The 14,441-nt window shown below is 62.3% G+C and carries 14 protein-coding genes; 6 read left to right on the forward strand and 8 right to left on the reverse strand.

The annotated features are described in order from the left end of the window. Positions 1-5 precede the first annotated feature (5 nt). The 4 genes from ROS217_RS14250 to ROS217_RS14265 all read right to left on the reverse strand — a co-directional run bounded on the left by ROS217_RS14250 (position 6) and on the right by ROS217_RS14265 (position 4,341). On the reverse strand, positions 6-1,373 hold the full coding sequence (locus ROS217_RS14250; protein ID WP_009818476.1) for a glutamine synthetase family protein: 1,368 nt from the start codon (positions 1,371-1,373) through the stop codon (positions 6-8). Beyond that, on the reverse strand, positions 1,357-2,052 hold the full coding sequence (locus ROS217_RS14255) for a type 1 glutamine amidotransferase (RefSeq protein WP_009818477.1): 696 nt from the start codon (positions 2,050-2,052) through the stop codon (positions 1,357-1,359). The genes ROS217_RS14250 and ROS217_RS14255 overlap by 17 nt, the downstream gene beginning before the upstream one ends. A 47-nt stretch (positions 2,053-2,099) precedes the next feature. Further along, positions 2,100-3,416, reverse strand: a complete 1,317-nt coding sequence (locus ROS217_RS14260; RefSeq protein WP_009818478.1) for a glutamine synthetase family protein — start codon at positions 3,414-3,416, stop codon at positions 2,100-2,102. A 232-nt stretch (positions 3,417-3,648) separates the two neighbouring features. Beyond that, on the reverse strand, positions 3,649-4,341 hold the full coding sequence (locus tag ROS217_RS14265) for a M48 family metallopeptidase (protein ID WP_009818479.1): 693 nt from the start codon (positions 4,339-4,341) through the stop codon (positions 3,649-3,651). Between the two features lie 358 nt (positions 4,342-4,699). Here ROS217_RS14265 and ROS217_RS14270 point away from each other — a divergent pair, with 358 nt between their 5' ends. From ROS217_RS14270 to ROS217_RS14285, 4 genes are all read left to right on the forward strand, one after another. Next, complete coding sequence (locus tag ROS217_RS14270) at positions 4,700-5,038, forward strand: SMR family transporter (RefSeq protein WP_083781547.1); 339 nt, start codon at positions 4,700-4,702, stop codon at positions 5,036-5,038. 83 nt (positions 5,039-5,121) lie between these two features. After that, a complete protein-coding gene (locus tag ROS217_RS14275; protein WP_009818481.1) occupies positions 5,122-5,538 on the forward strand; it encodes a Fur family transcriptional regulator in 417 nt (138 codons plus the stop codon). Positions 5,539-5,560: 22 nt separating this feature from the next. Beyond that, entirely contained in the window at positions 5,561-6,445 is an 885-nt protein-coding gene (locus tag ROS217_RS14280) for a cation diffusion facilitator family transporter (protein WP_040651514.1), read from the forward strand. 65 nt (positions 6,446-6,510) lie between these two features. Further along, entirely contained in the window at positions 6,511-7,386 is an 876-nt protein-coding gene (locus tag ROS217_RS14285) for a DMT family transporter (protein WP_009818483.1), read from the forward strand. Between the two features lie 3 nt (positions 7,387-7,389). On the opposite strand, the gene ROS217_RS14290 is transcribed toward ROS217_RS14285, so the two are convergent. Further along, complete coding sequence (locus ROS217_RS14290; RefSeq protein ID WP_009818484.1) at positions 7,390-8,025, reverse strand: DsbA family oxidoreductase; 636 nt, start codon at positions 8,023-8,025, stop codon at positions 7,390-7,392. Next, complete coding sequence (locus tag ROS217_RS14295) at positions 8,012-9,538, reverse strand: class I adenylate-forming enzyme family protein (RefSeq protein ID WP_009818485.1); 1,527 nt, start codon at positions 9,536-9,538, stop codon at positions 8,012-8,014. The genes ROS217_RS14290 and ROS217_RS14295 overlap by 14 nt, the downstream gene beginning before the upstream one ends. 67 nt (positions 9,539-9,605) lie before the next feature. On the opposite strand from ROS217_RS14295, the gene ROS217_RS14300 reads away from it, so the two are divergent. Then, positions 9,606-10,229, forward strand: coding sequence for a helix-turn-helix domain-containing protein (locus ROS217_RS14300; RefSeq protein WP_009818486.1), 624 nt, complete (start codon positions 9,606-9,608; stop codon positions 10,227-10,229). An 82-nt stretch (positions 10,230-10,311) separates the two neighbouring features. Here ROS217_RS14300 and ROS217_RS14305 read toward each other — a convergent pair whose 3' ends face one another. Next, the gene (locus ROS217_RS14305; protein WP_009818487.1) at positions 10,312-10,578 is read right to left on the reverse strand and encodes a hypothetical protein; all 267 of its coding nucleotides are present in this window, start codon (positions 10,576-10,578) and stop codon (positions 10,312-10,314) included. 183 nt (positions 10,579-10,761) lie between these two features. Then, positions 10,762-11,172 (reverse strand): group III truncated hemoglobin, encoded by a 411-nt coding sequence (locus ROS217_RS14310; RefSeq protein WP_009818488.1) that lies wholly within the window; start codon positions 11,170-11,172, stop codon positions 10,762-10,764. A 282-nt stretch (positions 11,173-11,454) separates the two neighbouring features. Here ROS217_RS14310 and ileS point away from each other — a divergent pair, with 282 nt between their 5' ends. Continuing rightward, complete coding sequence (gene ileS / locus ROS217_RS14315; RefSeq protein ID WP_009818489.1) at positions 11,455-14,439, forward strand: isoleucine--tRNA ligase; 2,985 nt, start codon at positions 11,455-11,457, stop codon at positions 14,437-14,439. Positions 14,440-14,441: the final 2 nt, after the last annotated feature.

Raw genomic sequence — 14,441 nt, forward strand, 5'->3', positions numbered from 1 at the left:
GTGGCTCAGACGTTGAGGAGGAGATGCTCACGCTCCCATGGGCTGATCACCTGGAGGAATTCCTCGTACTCGGTGCGTTTCACGATGGCATAGACGCGGGCGAATTCCGGTCCGAGGATCTCGTGCAGGGCCTTGGCCTCTTCAAACATATCAAGCGCGTCGCCCATGACGTTTGGAATGTCCGGCTCGCCTGAATAGGCGTCGCCCTTGAACTGCTTGTCGGGCCACTCCTCGTTGAGGATACCCAAGAGACCACAGGCGAGGCTCGCCGCAATGCCGAGATAGGGGTTGCAATCCATGCCCGCCATGCGGTTCTCGACCCGCCGCGCCTCGGGGCCAGAGAGCGGCACGCGAATGCCGGTGGTGCGGTTGTCGCGGCCCCAAGCGAGGTTTATCGGGGCGGCGTGATCCTTGACATAGCGGCGGTAGGAATTGACATAGGGTGCCAGCACCGCGATGGCCGAAGGCAGGTGTTTCTGCAAGCCGCCGATGAAGTGAAAGAAAGCATCGGTCTCGCCGCCCTGTGGCCCGGAAAAGATGTTGCGGCCTGTCTCCATGTCTAGGATCGAGTGGTGAATATGCATGGCGCTGCCCGGCTCGTCGGCAATCGGCTTGGCCATGAAGGTGGCAAAGCAGTCGTGGCGCAGCGCTGCCTCGCGAATGAGCCGCTTGAAGTAAAACACCTCATCGGCCAGCTTGATCGGATCGCCGTGGCGCAGGTTGATTTCAAGCTGCCCGGCCCCGCCTTCCTGAGTGATCCCGTCGATCTCGAACCCCTGTGCTTCGGCGAAGTCGTAGATATCGTCGATCACCGGACCGAATTCATCCACGGCTGTCATCGAATAGGCCTGACGTGCGGCCGCCGGTCGACCAGAGCGGCCCATCATCGGCTTGATCTCATGCGCCGGGTCGAGATTGCGCGCCACGAGGAAGAATTCCATTTCCGGGGCAACGACAGGCTTCATGCCATGGGCGTGATACATGTCCACCACCCGACGCAAAACGTTGCGCGGGGAAAAAGGGATGGGCGCGCCTTCGCGGTCAAAGGCGTCGTGGATCACTTGCAGCGTCCAATCGGCGGTCCAAGGTGCCGCGGTTGCGGTGGACATGTCGGGGCGCAGGATCATGTCGCGTTCGATGAACCCACCTTCGCCTGCAGCCTCGCCCCAGTCGCCGGTGATGGTCTGGAAAAAGATCGAATCCGGCAGGTGAAAATACTTTTGCCGAGCGAATTTCGTAGCCGGAACCGCCTTGCCGCGTGCGATGCCGGGCAGGTCGGAAATGATGCACTCGACCTCGTCAAGGCGGCGGTTCTCAAGATAGGCCTGCGCAGAGGCAGGCAGGGAATTGGTCAGGTCACTCAGATCGGCCATGGCTGGCACCTCGTTTGAAAAACTCCGCCATGCGGGCGGCGATTGTGGCATTGGCGGTGGGCTGGTCGAGTTTTGCCACCGCCTCTTTCAGCAGATTGTCAGGCACCACGCCGGGGGCGCGGTGATGGATGAGACGGTCCACCATGGTCGCGGTGAACTCTGGATGGGGTTGGATTGTATAGATATTGTCGCCGTAAAGCAGAGCGGCATTCTCACAAAAATCGCTTGTGCCGACGACATCGGCTCCCTCCGGCAGTTGGGTCACCTGATCCTGATGCCACGCGTTGAGCGGCACGCGCTGACCTTCGATGTCGTAGTCGGTGACCCCTACTTGCCAGCCACCTTTGAATTTCTCCACCTTGCCCCCCATGGCCTGCGCGATGATCTGATGGCCAAAGCAGACGCCGACAAGCGGTCGCCCGGCGGCGGCAATGTCACGGATCAACTGTTCCAGCGGGGGTATCCACGGGTGGTCCTCATAGGCCCCGTGTTTCGAGCCGGTGATGAGCCATCCGTCGGCAGCGTCCGGTCCGGTAGGAAATTCTTCATCCACCACGTTGTAATGGTCGAACTCAAAGCCGTGCCCGTCCAGCAACTGCGCGAACATCACCTCGTAATCTCCCAGCTCGTTCAGAACGATGTCGGGGGCGTGGCCGGTTTTCAGGATGCCGATTTTCATGGCGCTCTCTTGATTTGATCAAATTGGGGCGGGGTTGCTGCTTCAGGCTACACCGTTTCGAGATAGGTCTTCCAGTGGTCTTCTTTGGGGATCGGTGCCATATACGCCAGCTCCTGACGTTTGGTCATTACCAGATTGCGGATCAGGTCCGCATGAAAAATCTTGGCAATCATCGGATCGCTTTCGAAAATGTCGATGGCCGCGCCCCAGTCCGGGGCAAGCTGCGGCATCTGGACCTCGTAGGCATTGCCGTTGATGGGCGGCGGCGGGGTCATGCTCTCTTCGATTCCGGTGATGGCGGCGCCGAGGATGGCGGCAAAGCTGAGGTACGGGTTGATATCGCCGCCCGCGACGCGGTGTTCGATCCGGCGCGCCGAGGGGGGGCCGCCGGGGATGCGCACCGCTGTGGTGCGGTTCTCATAGCCCCAGCCCGCGCCGGTCGGGGCATGAGCGCCGGGCACCAGCCTTGCATAACTGTTGGCATGGGGGGCGAAAATCAGTGTTGAGGGCGGCATTGCTGCAAGACAGCCAGCCACAGCGGCACGCAGAATATCCGTGCCCGCCGCGGTTCCATCGTTGAAAACATTGGTGCCTTTCTCGTCCATCACCGAAAAATGCATATGCATGCCGTTGCCGGTGTCATCCTCAAAGGGCTTGGCCATGAACGTGGCAACATAGCCGTGCTGCCGCGCCAATCCTTTGATCAATGTTTTGAAAAGCCATGTGTCATCGGCGGCGCGCAGAGCGTTCTGATGGTGCAGGGTCAATTCGAACTGACCGACGCCAGCCTCGCTGACAGCGGTTTCGACGGGCAGACCCATTTCCAAGCCAGCAACGTAAAGCGCGCTCAGAAAACCGTCGAAGGCATCCATCTGACCGAGCGATAGAATGCCCGGAGCCTTCATCCGGCGGCCATTGCGCGGATCACGTACCGTCTTGAGTTCGTTGCCTTTTCCGTCAACCAATGTGAATTCCAGCTCGGTCGCGGCGTCGACATGCCAGCCACAGGCGGCGTAGCGGTCGAGCACGCTCACCAAGGCGTGACGCGGGTCGCCGGCGAAGGGGGTGCCATCCTCATGGTGCATGACCATGGGCACAAGCCCCTGTGGCACCTCGAGCCATGGCAGGGGAACAGGGCCACGGTCGGTGGGATAGAGCACGCCATCGACATCCCCGGAGTCGAACACCAGCGGCGAGTTTTCGATATCTGCGCCGAAAATATCCAGGTTCAGCGAAGACAGCGGCATGCGCACGCTCCCGCTGCGGAGTTTGTCGGCATGGGCGGCAGGAAGCCGCTTGCCGCGCATCCGGCCATTCAGGTCGCAGGCAGCCACGCGGAAGGTCTGGAACTGTGTAAGGTCCATTTGAAGAAAGTCCTGATCGTGATTTGTAACAGCCTAGCCCGGCCTTGGGGGGCTTGCCAAGATAATTTGATCAAAAAATTCGCTGAATGATGAATGGTAAGCTCTGTAAGGTTTGTCAGGTGATTTTGTAAGCTCTTGGGAGCTATTCTGAGAAGTCCTCGGGTCAGGCCCGAGGATGAAGGTTGGTGTGGGGGTGAGAGGTCCTCGGGTCAGGCCCGAGGATGACGGGGGATCAGGGGAGGCTCTGGTGCCAGCGACTTTCGAGCTTTTCGATGGCGGCGATGCGCTCGGCGGTCTTGGGGTGGCTGAGCAGCCACGCGGGCATCTTGCCGCCTGCGCCGGTGGTCAGCGCCTCGAGTTTTTCGAAGAGCGATTTTTGCGGGCCGGTGCCGATGCCCGCCTTGGTCAGCAGGGCGGCGGCATAGGCGTCGGCCTCGTATTCGTCGCCGCGGGAGAGACGGGCGGCGAGAAGGGTGGTGATGCCATTGGCGATCCAGACGCCGAGACCGGGTATGAAGCGCGACAAGATCATCGCAAGTGCCGTGCGCAGGGCGTTCTGCCCGGAAAAGTCGATCATCCGGCGGCGGGAATGACCCAAGGCGACATGACCCAACTCATGCGCGATGACCGAGGCCATTTCCTCGGCGGTGACCTCATCGGTTTGAAACTTGCGATAAAAGCCGCGCGTGATGAAAATGCGCCCATCGGGGGCGGCAAGGCCGTTTACCGGGTCAATCTCGTAGATGTGAACGCGAACGCGGGGCAGGTCGAGGGCGCGGGCGAGGCGGTCGGTCATGGCCTTGAGCCTTGGATCAGCCAATTCGGTCGATTGCGCGTCAAGCTCGCGCGTCGTGCGCCAGACCGAGAAGCGGTACATGGCGAGCGCATAGAGCAGGGCAAGCAGGATCGGGGTGAATTTCAACATGAGAGGAATATGGGGCGGGGTGGGGCGGCTGGCAAGCGACGTATGAGGGATTGGGTGTTCGCAGACTTCACCATCAAGCGATGAGCCGCGCGGATCGTTGGGCCGGGGACTAGCGATGCAAGGTCTGTGGCTGCCACTTTATGCCAGCAAAGACCGTGTGACCTAAACGAGAGGCGCTCGCTCTCAGAATCGCTAGGCCGCGGGACGGCCCAGCGATCCGCGCGGCGGCGCGTACCGCGCCTTGTTCCGCGCGTGGTCTTTGGTGCAGGGGACAGGCGAAAGCCGCCCCTTTCCCGGTGGACGCCGCTTGCCCCCTCGCATAAGTCTGGGCCAATTGCCCAAGACCGGAGCGCGCGCCATGATCCCACAGGTCTATCTCATCCTCTTCCTTGCCATTCTCGCCGAAACAGCCGGCACCACGGCATTGCAGGCCAGCCAGCAGTTCACCCGGTTCTGGCCCTCGGTTCTGGTAGTCATCGCCTATGCGATCAGTTTCTATCTGTTGGCGCAGACGCTCAAGGTGATGCCGGTGGGCGTGGTCTATGCGATCTGGTCAGGGCTAGGTATCGTGTTCATCGCCTGTATCGGTTATGTGATCTTTGGGCAGAAACTGGACTTGCCCGCGATCATCGGGACGGGGATGATCCTTGCGGGGATCGTAGTCATTCAGCTATTCTCGCGAACAGCACCGCATTGAACGTGCAGACAGGGCGGCAAAGGGGCTGGTCAGAACCGCCCCTTGCGGGTAAGGCACCGCCGCAAGACAAGACGAGGCCGCCCATGACTGAGACCATCACCGAGCGTTGCGAGGCCAAGGGGCTGCGCATGACCGATCAGCGCCGCACCATTGCGTCGGTTCTGGAAGGGTCGGACGATCATCCGGATGTCGAAGAACTCTACGCGCGCGCCTCGGGGCGCGATCCGCGGATCTCGATTGCGACGGTCTATCGTACGGTCAAACTGTTTGAAGAGGCGGGGATTCTCGACAAACTGGAGTTTGGCGATGGGCGCGCACGCTATGAAGATGCCGAGCGTGACCATCACGATCATCTGATCGACATGAATTCGGGCGCGGTGATCGAATTTGTCGATCCCGAGATCGAGGTGTTGCAAGAGAAGATCGCGGAAAAGCTGGGGTATCGCCTGATCGGGCATCGGCTCGAACTTTATGGCGTGCCGATCAAATCCAGTGAGTGATGCGGGGGCCAAGGCGCGGGTGATGCGGCTGGCCATCGGCAGCGTCATCGTGGGTCTCGGTGTTCTGGCGCTCAAGGCTTTGGCTTGGGGTCTGACGGGATCGCTTGCGCTGATGTCGGATGCGCTGGAAAGCCTTGTGAATGTGGCAGCCGCGCTGGCGGTGATCGTGGCGCTTCGGGTCGCGCGGCGGCCAGCGGATGACAATCACCCCTATGGCCATGACAAGGCGGAGTTCTTTTCGGCGGTGCTGGAGGGCGTGCTGATCGTGATTGCGGCCCTCTTTATCCTGCGCGAGGCCTATGCGGGGTTTCTGGCACCGCAGGCCATTGCACAGCCCTTGCTCGGGATGGCGATCAACACCGGGGCGAGCCTGATCAATGCGGTCTGGGCGGTGATCCTGATCCGCAATGGACGTCGCTATCGCTCGCCTGCCTTGGTTGCAGATGGCAAGCATCTGATGACCGATGTGGTGTCGTCGGTGGGCGTGCTCTTTGGCGTGGCGCTGGCGCTGGCGACCGGGTGGCTCTGGCTTGATCCGGCGATGGCGGTGCTGGTGGCGTTCAATATCCTGTGGTCGGGATCGGTGGTGATCAAGGCGTCGCTCAGCGGGTTGATGGACGAGGCCGTGTCCGAAGAGGAACTGGCCACGATCCGCCGGGTGATCGCCGAGGCGGCAAGCGATGACGCCGCGTTGGAGGCCCATGATCTGCGCACGCGCCATGCCGGGCCGGTGACGTTCATAGATTTTCATCTGGTGGTGCCGGGCGCGATCTCGGTTGAAGTTGCACATGCGCTCTGCGACCGGATCGAGGCGGCGCTGATGGCTGCGCTGCCGGGCGCGCGGGTGACGATCCATGTCGAGCCCGAACACAAGGCCAAGCATAGCGGTCATGTTGTGCTGTCATAGCTCTGCCGCTTTTTTAGGCGGATGATCCGGGCTATCACGGGCGCTCACGGATAAGAAAGTCTGAGATGGAAAACCTGCGCGGCAGTATTCTGATGGTCCTCTCGATGGGCGGCTTCGCGCTGGAGGATATGTTCATCAAGCGTTTGGCCGATACCTTGCCGGTGGGGCAGATCATTCTGCTGATCGGGATCGGGGGCGCGTTGATTTTTGGCTCGATCACGCGGGCGCAGGGCGGGCGGCTCTGGTCGCGGGATCTGGTGTCACGGCCGGTGATCCTGCGCAATTTCGGCGAATTGCTCGGCACGCTGGGGTTTGTCATGGCGATTGCGCTGACGCCTCTTTCCTCGGCCTCGGCCATTTTGCAGGCGACGCCGCTTGCGGTCACTTTGGGGGCCGCGCTCTTCTTGGGTGAGGCGGTGGGCTGGCGGCGTTGGGCGGCGATCCTCGTGGGGTTTTGCGGCGTGCTGATGGTGATCCGGCCGGGGATGGCGGGGTTTGAACCGGCGTCGCTCTTTGCGGTGCTGGCGGTCTTTGGATTGGCGGCGCGGGATCTGGCGACGCGCCGGGTGCCGCGCACGATCTCGTCGATGCAGCTGTCGACCTATGCCTTTGCCACGTTGGTGCCGACGGGCGTGATCCTCTTGGCGTTTCACGGCACGCCCGCGTGGCCCACGGCGGTGAACTGGCGTGATCTGGTGCTGGCGCTCTTGTGTGGCGTGTCGGCCTACTACGCCATTGTCGCGGCGATGCGGTTGGGCGATGTGGCGGTGATCACACCGTTTCGCTACTCCAGGCTGGTGTTCGCGCTGATCATCGGGGTCACGCTGTTTGACGAGCGGCCCGATGTCTGGACGCTGGCGGGGGCGGGGATCATCATCGCCTCGGGCATCTATACCTTTTGGCGCGAGCGGCGGTTGGCGCGGCGGATGGCCTTGGTCTGAGTTTCAGCTCGCGGCGGCGGTCAGGTCGTCGATCACCTTGACCCACATCTCGGCGGGCTGACAGCCGGGCACGGCATGTTGACCCCCGACGATGAACGTGGGCACGCCTGAAATCCCCATCTGGCGGAACTGTGCGTCGCGGGCGCGGATGTCCTCGCGGTCGGCTTCTGTTCCCAAGAGGCGCTGGATCATCGCCCCATCAAGGCTGAGGCTGTCGGCGAGATCGGCCAGAACCTCTGCATCACCAATATCGCGACCCTCGTTGAAATAGGCCTGGAAAAGCGCCATGGCCATGCGGTCCTGACAGCCCTCGATCCCGGCCCAATGCAGCAGGCGATGTGCGTCAAGCGTGTTGGGCGTCCGTTGGATGGCGGCAAAATCAATGGTGAGACCGGCGGCCTCGGCGCGCTCCAGCACCGGGGCATAGGCGCGGATGGCGCCCTCTTTGCCACCAAATTTTGTCTCCAGATAGGCGCGGCGGTCCATGCCTTCGGCGGGCATGTCGGGGTTGAGCTGGAATGGGTGCCATTCGATCTCGAATGGGTGATCGGGGCGCAGGGCCAAGGCCTGATCCAGCAGCGTCTTGCCGATGTAGCACCAAGGGCAGATCGGGTCGGAGATGATATCAAGCTTGACCATGAAGGCCCTCATAAATCGGCCGCAGCGCGCGGCGCAGGATTTTGCCATTGGCCCCGGTGGGAAGGGCCTCGACGTGGTAAAAGCCGCGCGGGCATTTGTAACCCGCAAGCCGTTCAGCGGCAAAGGCATCGAGTGCGACAGGATCAAGCTGCGCGGGACCAGTATAGAAGGCCATGATCACGCGTGCATCCTCTTTCACCTCAATATCGGTGACAGCCACCGTGGTGATGCCGGGATGGGCGCTCAGCGCCGCCTCGACCTCCATCGGAGAGACGCGGTAGCCGCCTGCGTTCATCATGTCGTCGGCGCGGCCCAGATAGGTGATCTGGCCCTCGGCATCCATCATCCCCTGATCGCCGGTCAGGAACCAGTCGCCAGTGAATTTCTCTGCCGTGGCTTCGGGCGCGCCAAGATAGCCCAGCATGAGACCGGGATCGGAGCGGTGGACGGCGATGGTGCCCTCGGTGCCATGGGGCGCGGGGCTGCCGTTGCCGATGATCGCGACGCGGCGGCCGGTCTGGGGACGGCCCAGCGTGCCGGGGGCTGCGGGGTGAGCGGGGCTGCCGGAGATGAAGGTCGAGCATTCGGACATGCCGTAGGCCTCATACATCGGCGTCCCGGTGGCATCCCGCCAGTGCTGGCGGATCGTGTCCGAGAGTTTTTCGCCCGCTGCCAGCCCGTGCCGCAAGTGTGGCAGGGCAAGGGGCTGACCGGGCCGGACGAGTTTGCGATACACGCCCGGTGCTGCGGCAAAGATGGTCGCGTCATGGCGTTCGAGCAGCGCGGGCAAGTGCTCGGGCGCTATACCCGGCGCGGGGATGAGCGCGGTTGCCCCCACAGTCCAGGGGTCCATCAGGCCGGTGCCAAGGGTGAAGGTCCAGTTAAACGCACCGGCATGGCAGAGCCTGTCGTCGCCGCGCAGCCCATACCAGCCGTCAAACATCATCCGCCGTGCCCAGATGGCGCGGTGGGCATGCACCACAGCGCGCGGAATGCCTGAGGTGCCGGAGGTATAGATGATATAGGCGGGGCGGTCTGGATCGCCCATCTCCCAGTCAGCGGGCGGCAGATCGCGCATCGCCTCAAGAGCGGGTTCGTCGAGAGAGGGAATGTCTGTCTCGGGGCAGGCCACGCCCGCCGCGCGCAGGATCAGTGCGGGTTGCGTGGTCTTGACGATGCCCGCCACCTCGGGCGCTGTCAGTTGGCTAGAGGTGGGAATGGGCACAAGGCCCACGGCGATAGCGCCCAGATAGGCAATCGGAAATTCGACCGTATTGCCCAGCCGCATCAGCACCCGGTCGCCGGGTTTGAGGCCGGTGCGCAAGAGGCCGGTGCCGGTGCCGCGCACGGCGGCCAACAGGCGTCCATAGCTCCAGCGTTCGGCGGTGCCGAGACCGAGAACCGCCAGTGCGATCTTGTCCGGATGCGCCTCGGCCCGGCCCAGAACATGGGCCGCGAGGTTGAAGGGGCTGGGGCAGGGGGCGCTTGGCCCCTGATCGAATATGGCGCTCATGTCTCTCGCTTAGGGGGCCTGCGCGGCGGTTGCAAGTGGCTCTGCGCTTGGCCTATAGCTTTGTGCAATGACTGATCAAGCCTTGTCCCCCCTGCTGCGCGTCACGCGCGAAACCGGCGCTGAAACTGGCCCCGAGCCGCTCGATCTGGGCGTGCGGGTGCGTGGGCTGCGCAAGGCGCGGGGCTGGACGTTGGAACAGGCGGCAAAGCAGGCGGGGCTGGCGCGCTCGACCCTGTCAAAGATCGAGAATGGTCAGATGTCGCCGACCTATGACGCCCTGAAGAAACTGGCGCAGGGGTTGGAAATCTCTGTTCCACAGCTCTTTACGCCGCCGTCGCGCGACCGGATCAACGGGCGCATGGCCGTGACGCGGGTGGGTGAAGGGACGCCCAAGGCCACGGCAACCTACGAACATGATCTCTTGGCCGATACGCTGAGCCAAAAACGCATGATGCCCTACCGAGCGCGCATCCGTGCCCGCGCGATGGAGGAATTCGGCGGTTGGGTGCGCCATGACGGCGAAGAATTTCTCTATGTGCTGACCGGGGTGGTGCGGCTCTATACCGAGTTTTACGAGCCGATCGAGATGCGTCGCGGCGACAGCGCCTATTACGATGCCACCATGGGGCATAACGTGATCTCGGTCAGTCCCGAGGATGCGACGATCCTGTGGGTGACATCGCTCGGGTGACCCCAACTGCTCGTAAGGGAAAGTGGCCCGGCCACGCAATCGCGGGACCGGGCCTTCTGCGCCGCGAGTGTGAGTTTGGCCGTTACTCGGCCGGGGCGGCAGGGGTTTGCTCCGCAGCAGAGCCGTCGATCACGCTTGCTGGGGCAGTTTCGGCATCTGGGTTCGTGCTGTTGCTTGTTGGGGAGGGGGACAGCATGCTGAAGGCGATCAAGCCGCCCATCAGGACAACGATGACCAGAAGGCCAATCAGCCCGCCGCGCGTCGAGGCCCCAGCATCATAGCCGGAAGGGCCGTATCGGTTGCGATCTCGATTGGCTTGGCGTTGAATGTCGTCATTGGGGGTGTACATAGCGGTCTCCTTTCGCGCTGTCTTCAAGTTTACCTCAAAGTGATGCCTCTGCCTGAGCGCTAAACGGATGGACGCCGTTTCGGGCGTCTTTCTGCCAGTATCGCGTGAGTCGCAGGGCGGGTTCCCGCCGTCGGTCTATGGCATCCGTCGCGAACGGGGAGTTTCGGCAAGGCTTTGCCGAGGTCAGCGCAGTTTGGGGATGCCGCCGGCATGGGTGCTTCGGTCCACGACGCCGGCGCGCAAGGACCGTCCGATGCGATGCGCCAGCGCCGACCATGCGGCGGCCTGATCGGGGGAAAGTTCGCGCAAGAGCACCGCATCAAAGAGCGCCAGCCAGGTCGAGAACATACCCGGCTGCACATTGCGGGCGTTGACATGTGCCGCCATCGGGCTGCCGTCATAGACGCGTTCATGCAGGATGGAATTGGCCCAGAAATCCGCGACCTTGGCCTCGTGTGCGGGCCAGTCGGTGACATGCACCGCAAAGATCGGCCCAAGGCCGGGATGCGCGCGCACCGCCGCGTAGAATTCGGTGACGACCCGCTCGATCTCGGGGCGGGTGATGTTGAAACGCGGGGGCAAGGCGGTGCTCATGTGTCTTATGTGGCGCGGGATGTGGTGAGAGGCAATCCCTCATGGTGGGCGAGAAATCTTGAAAAGATTTCTGGGCGCTCTCTTTTCAGACACGCGCACGCCGCGCCCTCTGGACGCCTGCCGGGTGCGCGCCTATAAGGCGGGCCATGATGAGACGCAGAGCGATCATTATTCGAATTACATGCCCGGCGCTCTGAGACAATCGAGCTGCCGGGACAAGGCGTATGAGCAATCGCGCCGCTGCACCCCCCAATTCCCAGACCAGTGACAAGGACGCAAACCATGTGCGCCGACACGACCCAGACGCCTGATTACAAAGATACTTTGAACCTGCCGGAAACCGATTTCCCGATGCGTGCGGGACTGCCCGCGCGCGAGCCTGAGTGGCTGGCGCGCTGGGCGCGGATCGGAGTGTATGAGAAGCTGCGGGAGAATGCGGCGGGGCGTGCGCCCTTTACCCTGCATGACGGCCCGCCCTACGCCAACGGCCATCTGCATATCGGTCACGCGCTGAATAAAATCCTCAAGGATATGGTGGTGCGCAGCCAGCAGATGATGGGCCGCGATGCGCGCTATATCCCCGGCTGGGATTGTCACGGCCTGCCGATCGAATGGAAGATCGAGGAGCAATACCGGGCCAAGGGGCTGGATAAAGACAAGGTGGATGTGGTCGATTTCCGTCAGGAATGCCGCAAGTTCGCCGAAGGCTGGATCGACATCCAGCGCGAGGAGTTCAAGCGGTTGGGGATCACCGGCTGTTGGGATCGCCCGTATCTGACCATGGATTTTCGCGCCGAGCGGATCATCGCGGAGGAGTTTCAGAAGTTCTTGATGACCGGCGTGCTGTATCAGGGCTCCAAGCCGGTGATGTGGTCGCCGGTTGAGAAAACCGCGCTGGCCGAGGCGGAGGTGGAGTATCACGACAAGGAAAGCTTTACGGTTTGGGTGAAGTTTCGGGTTGTCGGCATCGAGGCACTTGGGTCGAAAATGGTTGTAAGCCAAGGCGACGAAGCCGAAGTTGAGCGGGAACTGAAGCAGCTAGCTTCCGACATGAGTGGTGCAAAGGTTGTAATCTGGACGACCACGCCTTGGACCATCCCGTCGAACAAGGCCGTCGTTTACGGTGACGAAATCTCATACGGTCTTTATCAGGTTACCGGCACCCCCCAAGAGTGCTGGGCCAATGTCGGGGAGAAGTTCATTCTGGCCGACAAACTTGCTGCTGAGGTGATGTCTCGTGCACGTTTGGATGACAGCATGTATCGCCGTGTGCGTGACGTAGATCCCCAAGTTATCACCGGTCTCGCGCATCCTCTCGCCGGGGCCGAAGGTGGCAACGGCGAATGGGACGACCTGCGCGATTTCCGCGCTGCGGATTTCGTCACTGACGAGGAGGGCACCGGGTTTGTCCATTGCGCGCCCTCGCACGGGATGGAGGAGTTTGAACTCTACCGTGATCTGGGCATGTTGGAGCAGGTGATCACCTATAACGTGCTGGAAGACGGTTCTTTCCGGCCTGACCTGCCGTTCTTTGGCGGCACCTTCATCCTTGATCGCAAGGGCAAAGAGGGCAATGCCAACAAGGCGGTGATTGATAAACTGGCCGAGGTGGGCGGGTTGCTCGCGCGCGGCAAGATCAAGCATTCCTATCCGCACAGCTGGCGCTCCAAAGCCCCCGTCATCTATCGCAACACCCCGCAATGGTTCGCCGCGATTGACCGCGCCGTGGGTGACGGGCAGGACGATTATGGCACCACCATTCGCGAACGCGCGTTGCGCTCCATCGACGAGTTGGTGACGTGGACGCCCAAGACCGGACGCAACCGGCTCTATTCGATGATCGAGGCGCGGCCCGATTGGGTGCTGAGCCGTCAACGCGCTTGGGGCGTGCCGCTCACCTGTTTTGTGAAGAATGGCGCGCAACCGACGGATTCTGAATACCTTTTGCGGAACGAAGAAGTCAACGCACGCATCCTCGCGGCCTTTGAGGAAGAGGGCGCGGATGCGTGGTACAAGGACGGGGCCAAGGCGCGGTTCCTGAGCGGTATCGTCAACCCGGACGACTGGCGCAAGGTCGATGACATTCTCGATGTGTGGTTCGATTCTGGCTCGACCCATGCCTTTGTGCTGCGCGACCGCGCGGATGGGTCCGAGGATGGTCTGGCCGATCTCTATCTAGAGGGCACGGATCAGCATCGCGGCTGGTTCCATTCGTCGATGTTGCAGTCCTGCGGCACGCGCGGGCGCGCGCCCTATCGGGGGGTGCTGACGCATGGCTTTACCCTTGATGAGAAGGGCAACAAGATGTCCAAATCCTTGGGCAACACCGTGGCCCCCGAGGAAGTGGTCAAGCAATATGGCGCGGATATCCTGCGGCTCTGGGTGGCGCAGGCCGATTACACCGCCGACCTGCGGATCGGGCCGGAAATCCTCAAGGGCGTGGCCGATGGCTATCGCCGTCTGCGCAACACGCTGCGGTTCATGCTGGGGGCGCTGGCCCCGTTCAGCGAGGCGGACCGGGTTGATCCCGCCGATATGCCCGAGTTGGAGCGTTGGGTGCTGCACCGTCTGGCCGAGCTGGATCACAAGGTGAAGAAAGGCTATGAAACCTATGATTTCCAAGGGGTTTTCCAGCAGATTTTCAACTTTTGCACGCTCGATCTGAGCGCGTTCTATTTCGACATCCGCAAGGACGCGCTCTATTGCGATGGCGACACCGCGCGGCGTCGTGCGGCGCGCACCGTGCTCGATCTGCTGTTTCACCGGCTGACCACATGGCTGGCCCCGGTGTTGGTCTTCACCATGGAGGAGGTGTGGCTGTCGCGCTTCCCCGGCGAGGACAGTTCGATTCACCTCACGGATATTCCAGACACGCCCGCTGACTGGCTCAATGAACCGCTGGCGGCGAAATGGGCCATGGTGCGGCAGGCGCGGCGCGTCGTGACGGCGGCGTTGGAGGTGCAGCGCACCGACAAGGTGATCGGCGCAAGTCTGGAGGCGGCACCCGTGGTGCACATCCGCGATGCAGAGATGCTCAGGGCGCTGAAATCAGTGGATTTTGCGGATATCTGTATCACCTCTGACCTGATGCTGACCGGCGATCCGCGCCCCGATGAGGCGTTCCGCTTGCCTGAGGTTGATACCGTTGGCGTGGTCTTTGAGCGGGCAGAGGGCGAGAAATGCCAGCGCTGCTGGAAGATCCTGCCTGATGTGGGGCGTCACAAGCATCCCGGCACCTGCGCGCGCTGTGACGCGGCACTGGGCTAAGG

Source organism: Roseovarius sp. 217 (assembly GCF_000152845.1).
Taxonomy (GTDB): Bacteria; Pseudomonadota; Alphaproteobacteria; order Rhodobacterales; family Rhodobacteraceae; genus Roseovarius.

What these genes read in the sequence shown, in the direction of transcription:
- ROS217_RS14275 (WP_009818481.1), top strand. Translation starts at nt 5,122, where the DNA reads ATGACTGAGACCATCACCGAGCGTTGCGAGGCCAAGGGGCTGCGCATG.
- ROS217_RS14290 (WP_009818484.1), bottom strand. Translation starts at nt 8,025, where the DNA reads ATGGTCAAGCTTGATATCATCTCCGACCCGATCTGCCCTTGGTGCTAC.
- ROS217_RS14255 (WP_009818477.1), bottom strand. Translation starts at nt 2,052, where the DNA reads ATGAAAATCGGCATCCTGAAAACCGGCCACGCCCCCGACATCGTTCTG.
- ROS217_RS14250 (WP_009818476.1), bottom strand. Translation starts at nt 1,373, where the DNA reads ATGGCCGATCTGAGTGACCTGACCAATTCCCTGCCTGCCTCTGCGCAG.
- ROS217_RS14270 (WP_083781547.1), top strand. Translation starts at nt 4,700, where the DNA reads ATGATCCCACAGGTCTATCTCATCCTCTTCCTTGCCATTCTCGCCGAA.
- ROS217_RS14310 (WP_009818488.1), bottom strand. Translation starts at nt 11,172, where the DNA reads ATGAGCACCGCCTTGCCCCCGCGTTTCAACATCACCCGCCCCGAGATC.
- ROS217_RS14260 (WP_009818478.1), bottom strand. Translation starts at nt 3,416, where the DNA reads ATGGACCTTACACAGTTCCAGACCTTCCGCGTGGCTGCCTGCGACCTG.
- ROS217_RS14295 (WP_009818485.1), bottom strand. Translation starts at nt 9,538, where the DNA reads ATGAGCGCCATATTCGATCAGGGGCCAAGCGCCCCCTGCCCCAGCCCC.
- ROS217_RS14305 (WP_009818487.1), bottom strand. Translation starts at nt 10,578, where the DNA reads ATGTACACCCCCAATGACGACATTCAACGCCAAGCCAATCGAGATCGC.
- ileS (WP_009818489.1), top strand. Translation starts at nt 11,455, where the DNA reads ATGTGCGCCGACACGACCCAGACGCCTGATTACAAAGATACTTTGAAC.
- ROS217_RS14265 (WP_009818479.1), bottom strand. Translation starts at nt 4,341, where the DNA reads ATGTTGAAATTCACCCCGATCCTGCTTGCCCTGCTCTATGCGCTCGCC.
- ROS217_RS14280 (WP_040651514.1), top strand. Translation starts at nt 5,561, where the DNA reads ATGCGGCTGGCCATCGGCAGCGTCATCGTGGGTCTCGGTGTTCTGGCG.
- ROS217_RS14285 (WP_009818483.1), top strand. Translation starts at nt 6,511, where the DNA reads ATGGAAAACCTGCGCGGCAGTATTCTGATGGTCCTCTCGATGGGCGGC.
- ROS217_RS14300 (WP_009818486.1), top strand. Translation starts at nt 9,606, where the DNA reads ATGACTGATCAAGCCTTGTCCCCCCTGCTGCGCGTCACGCGCGAAACC.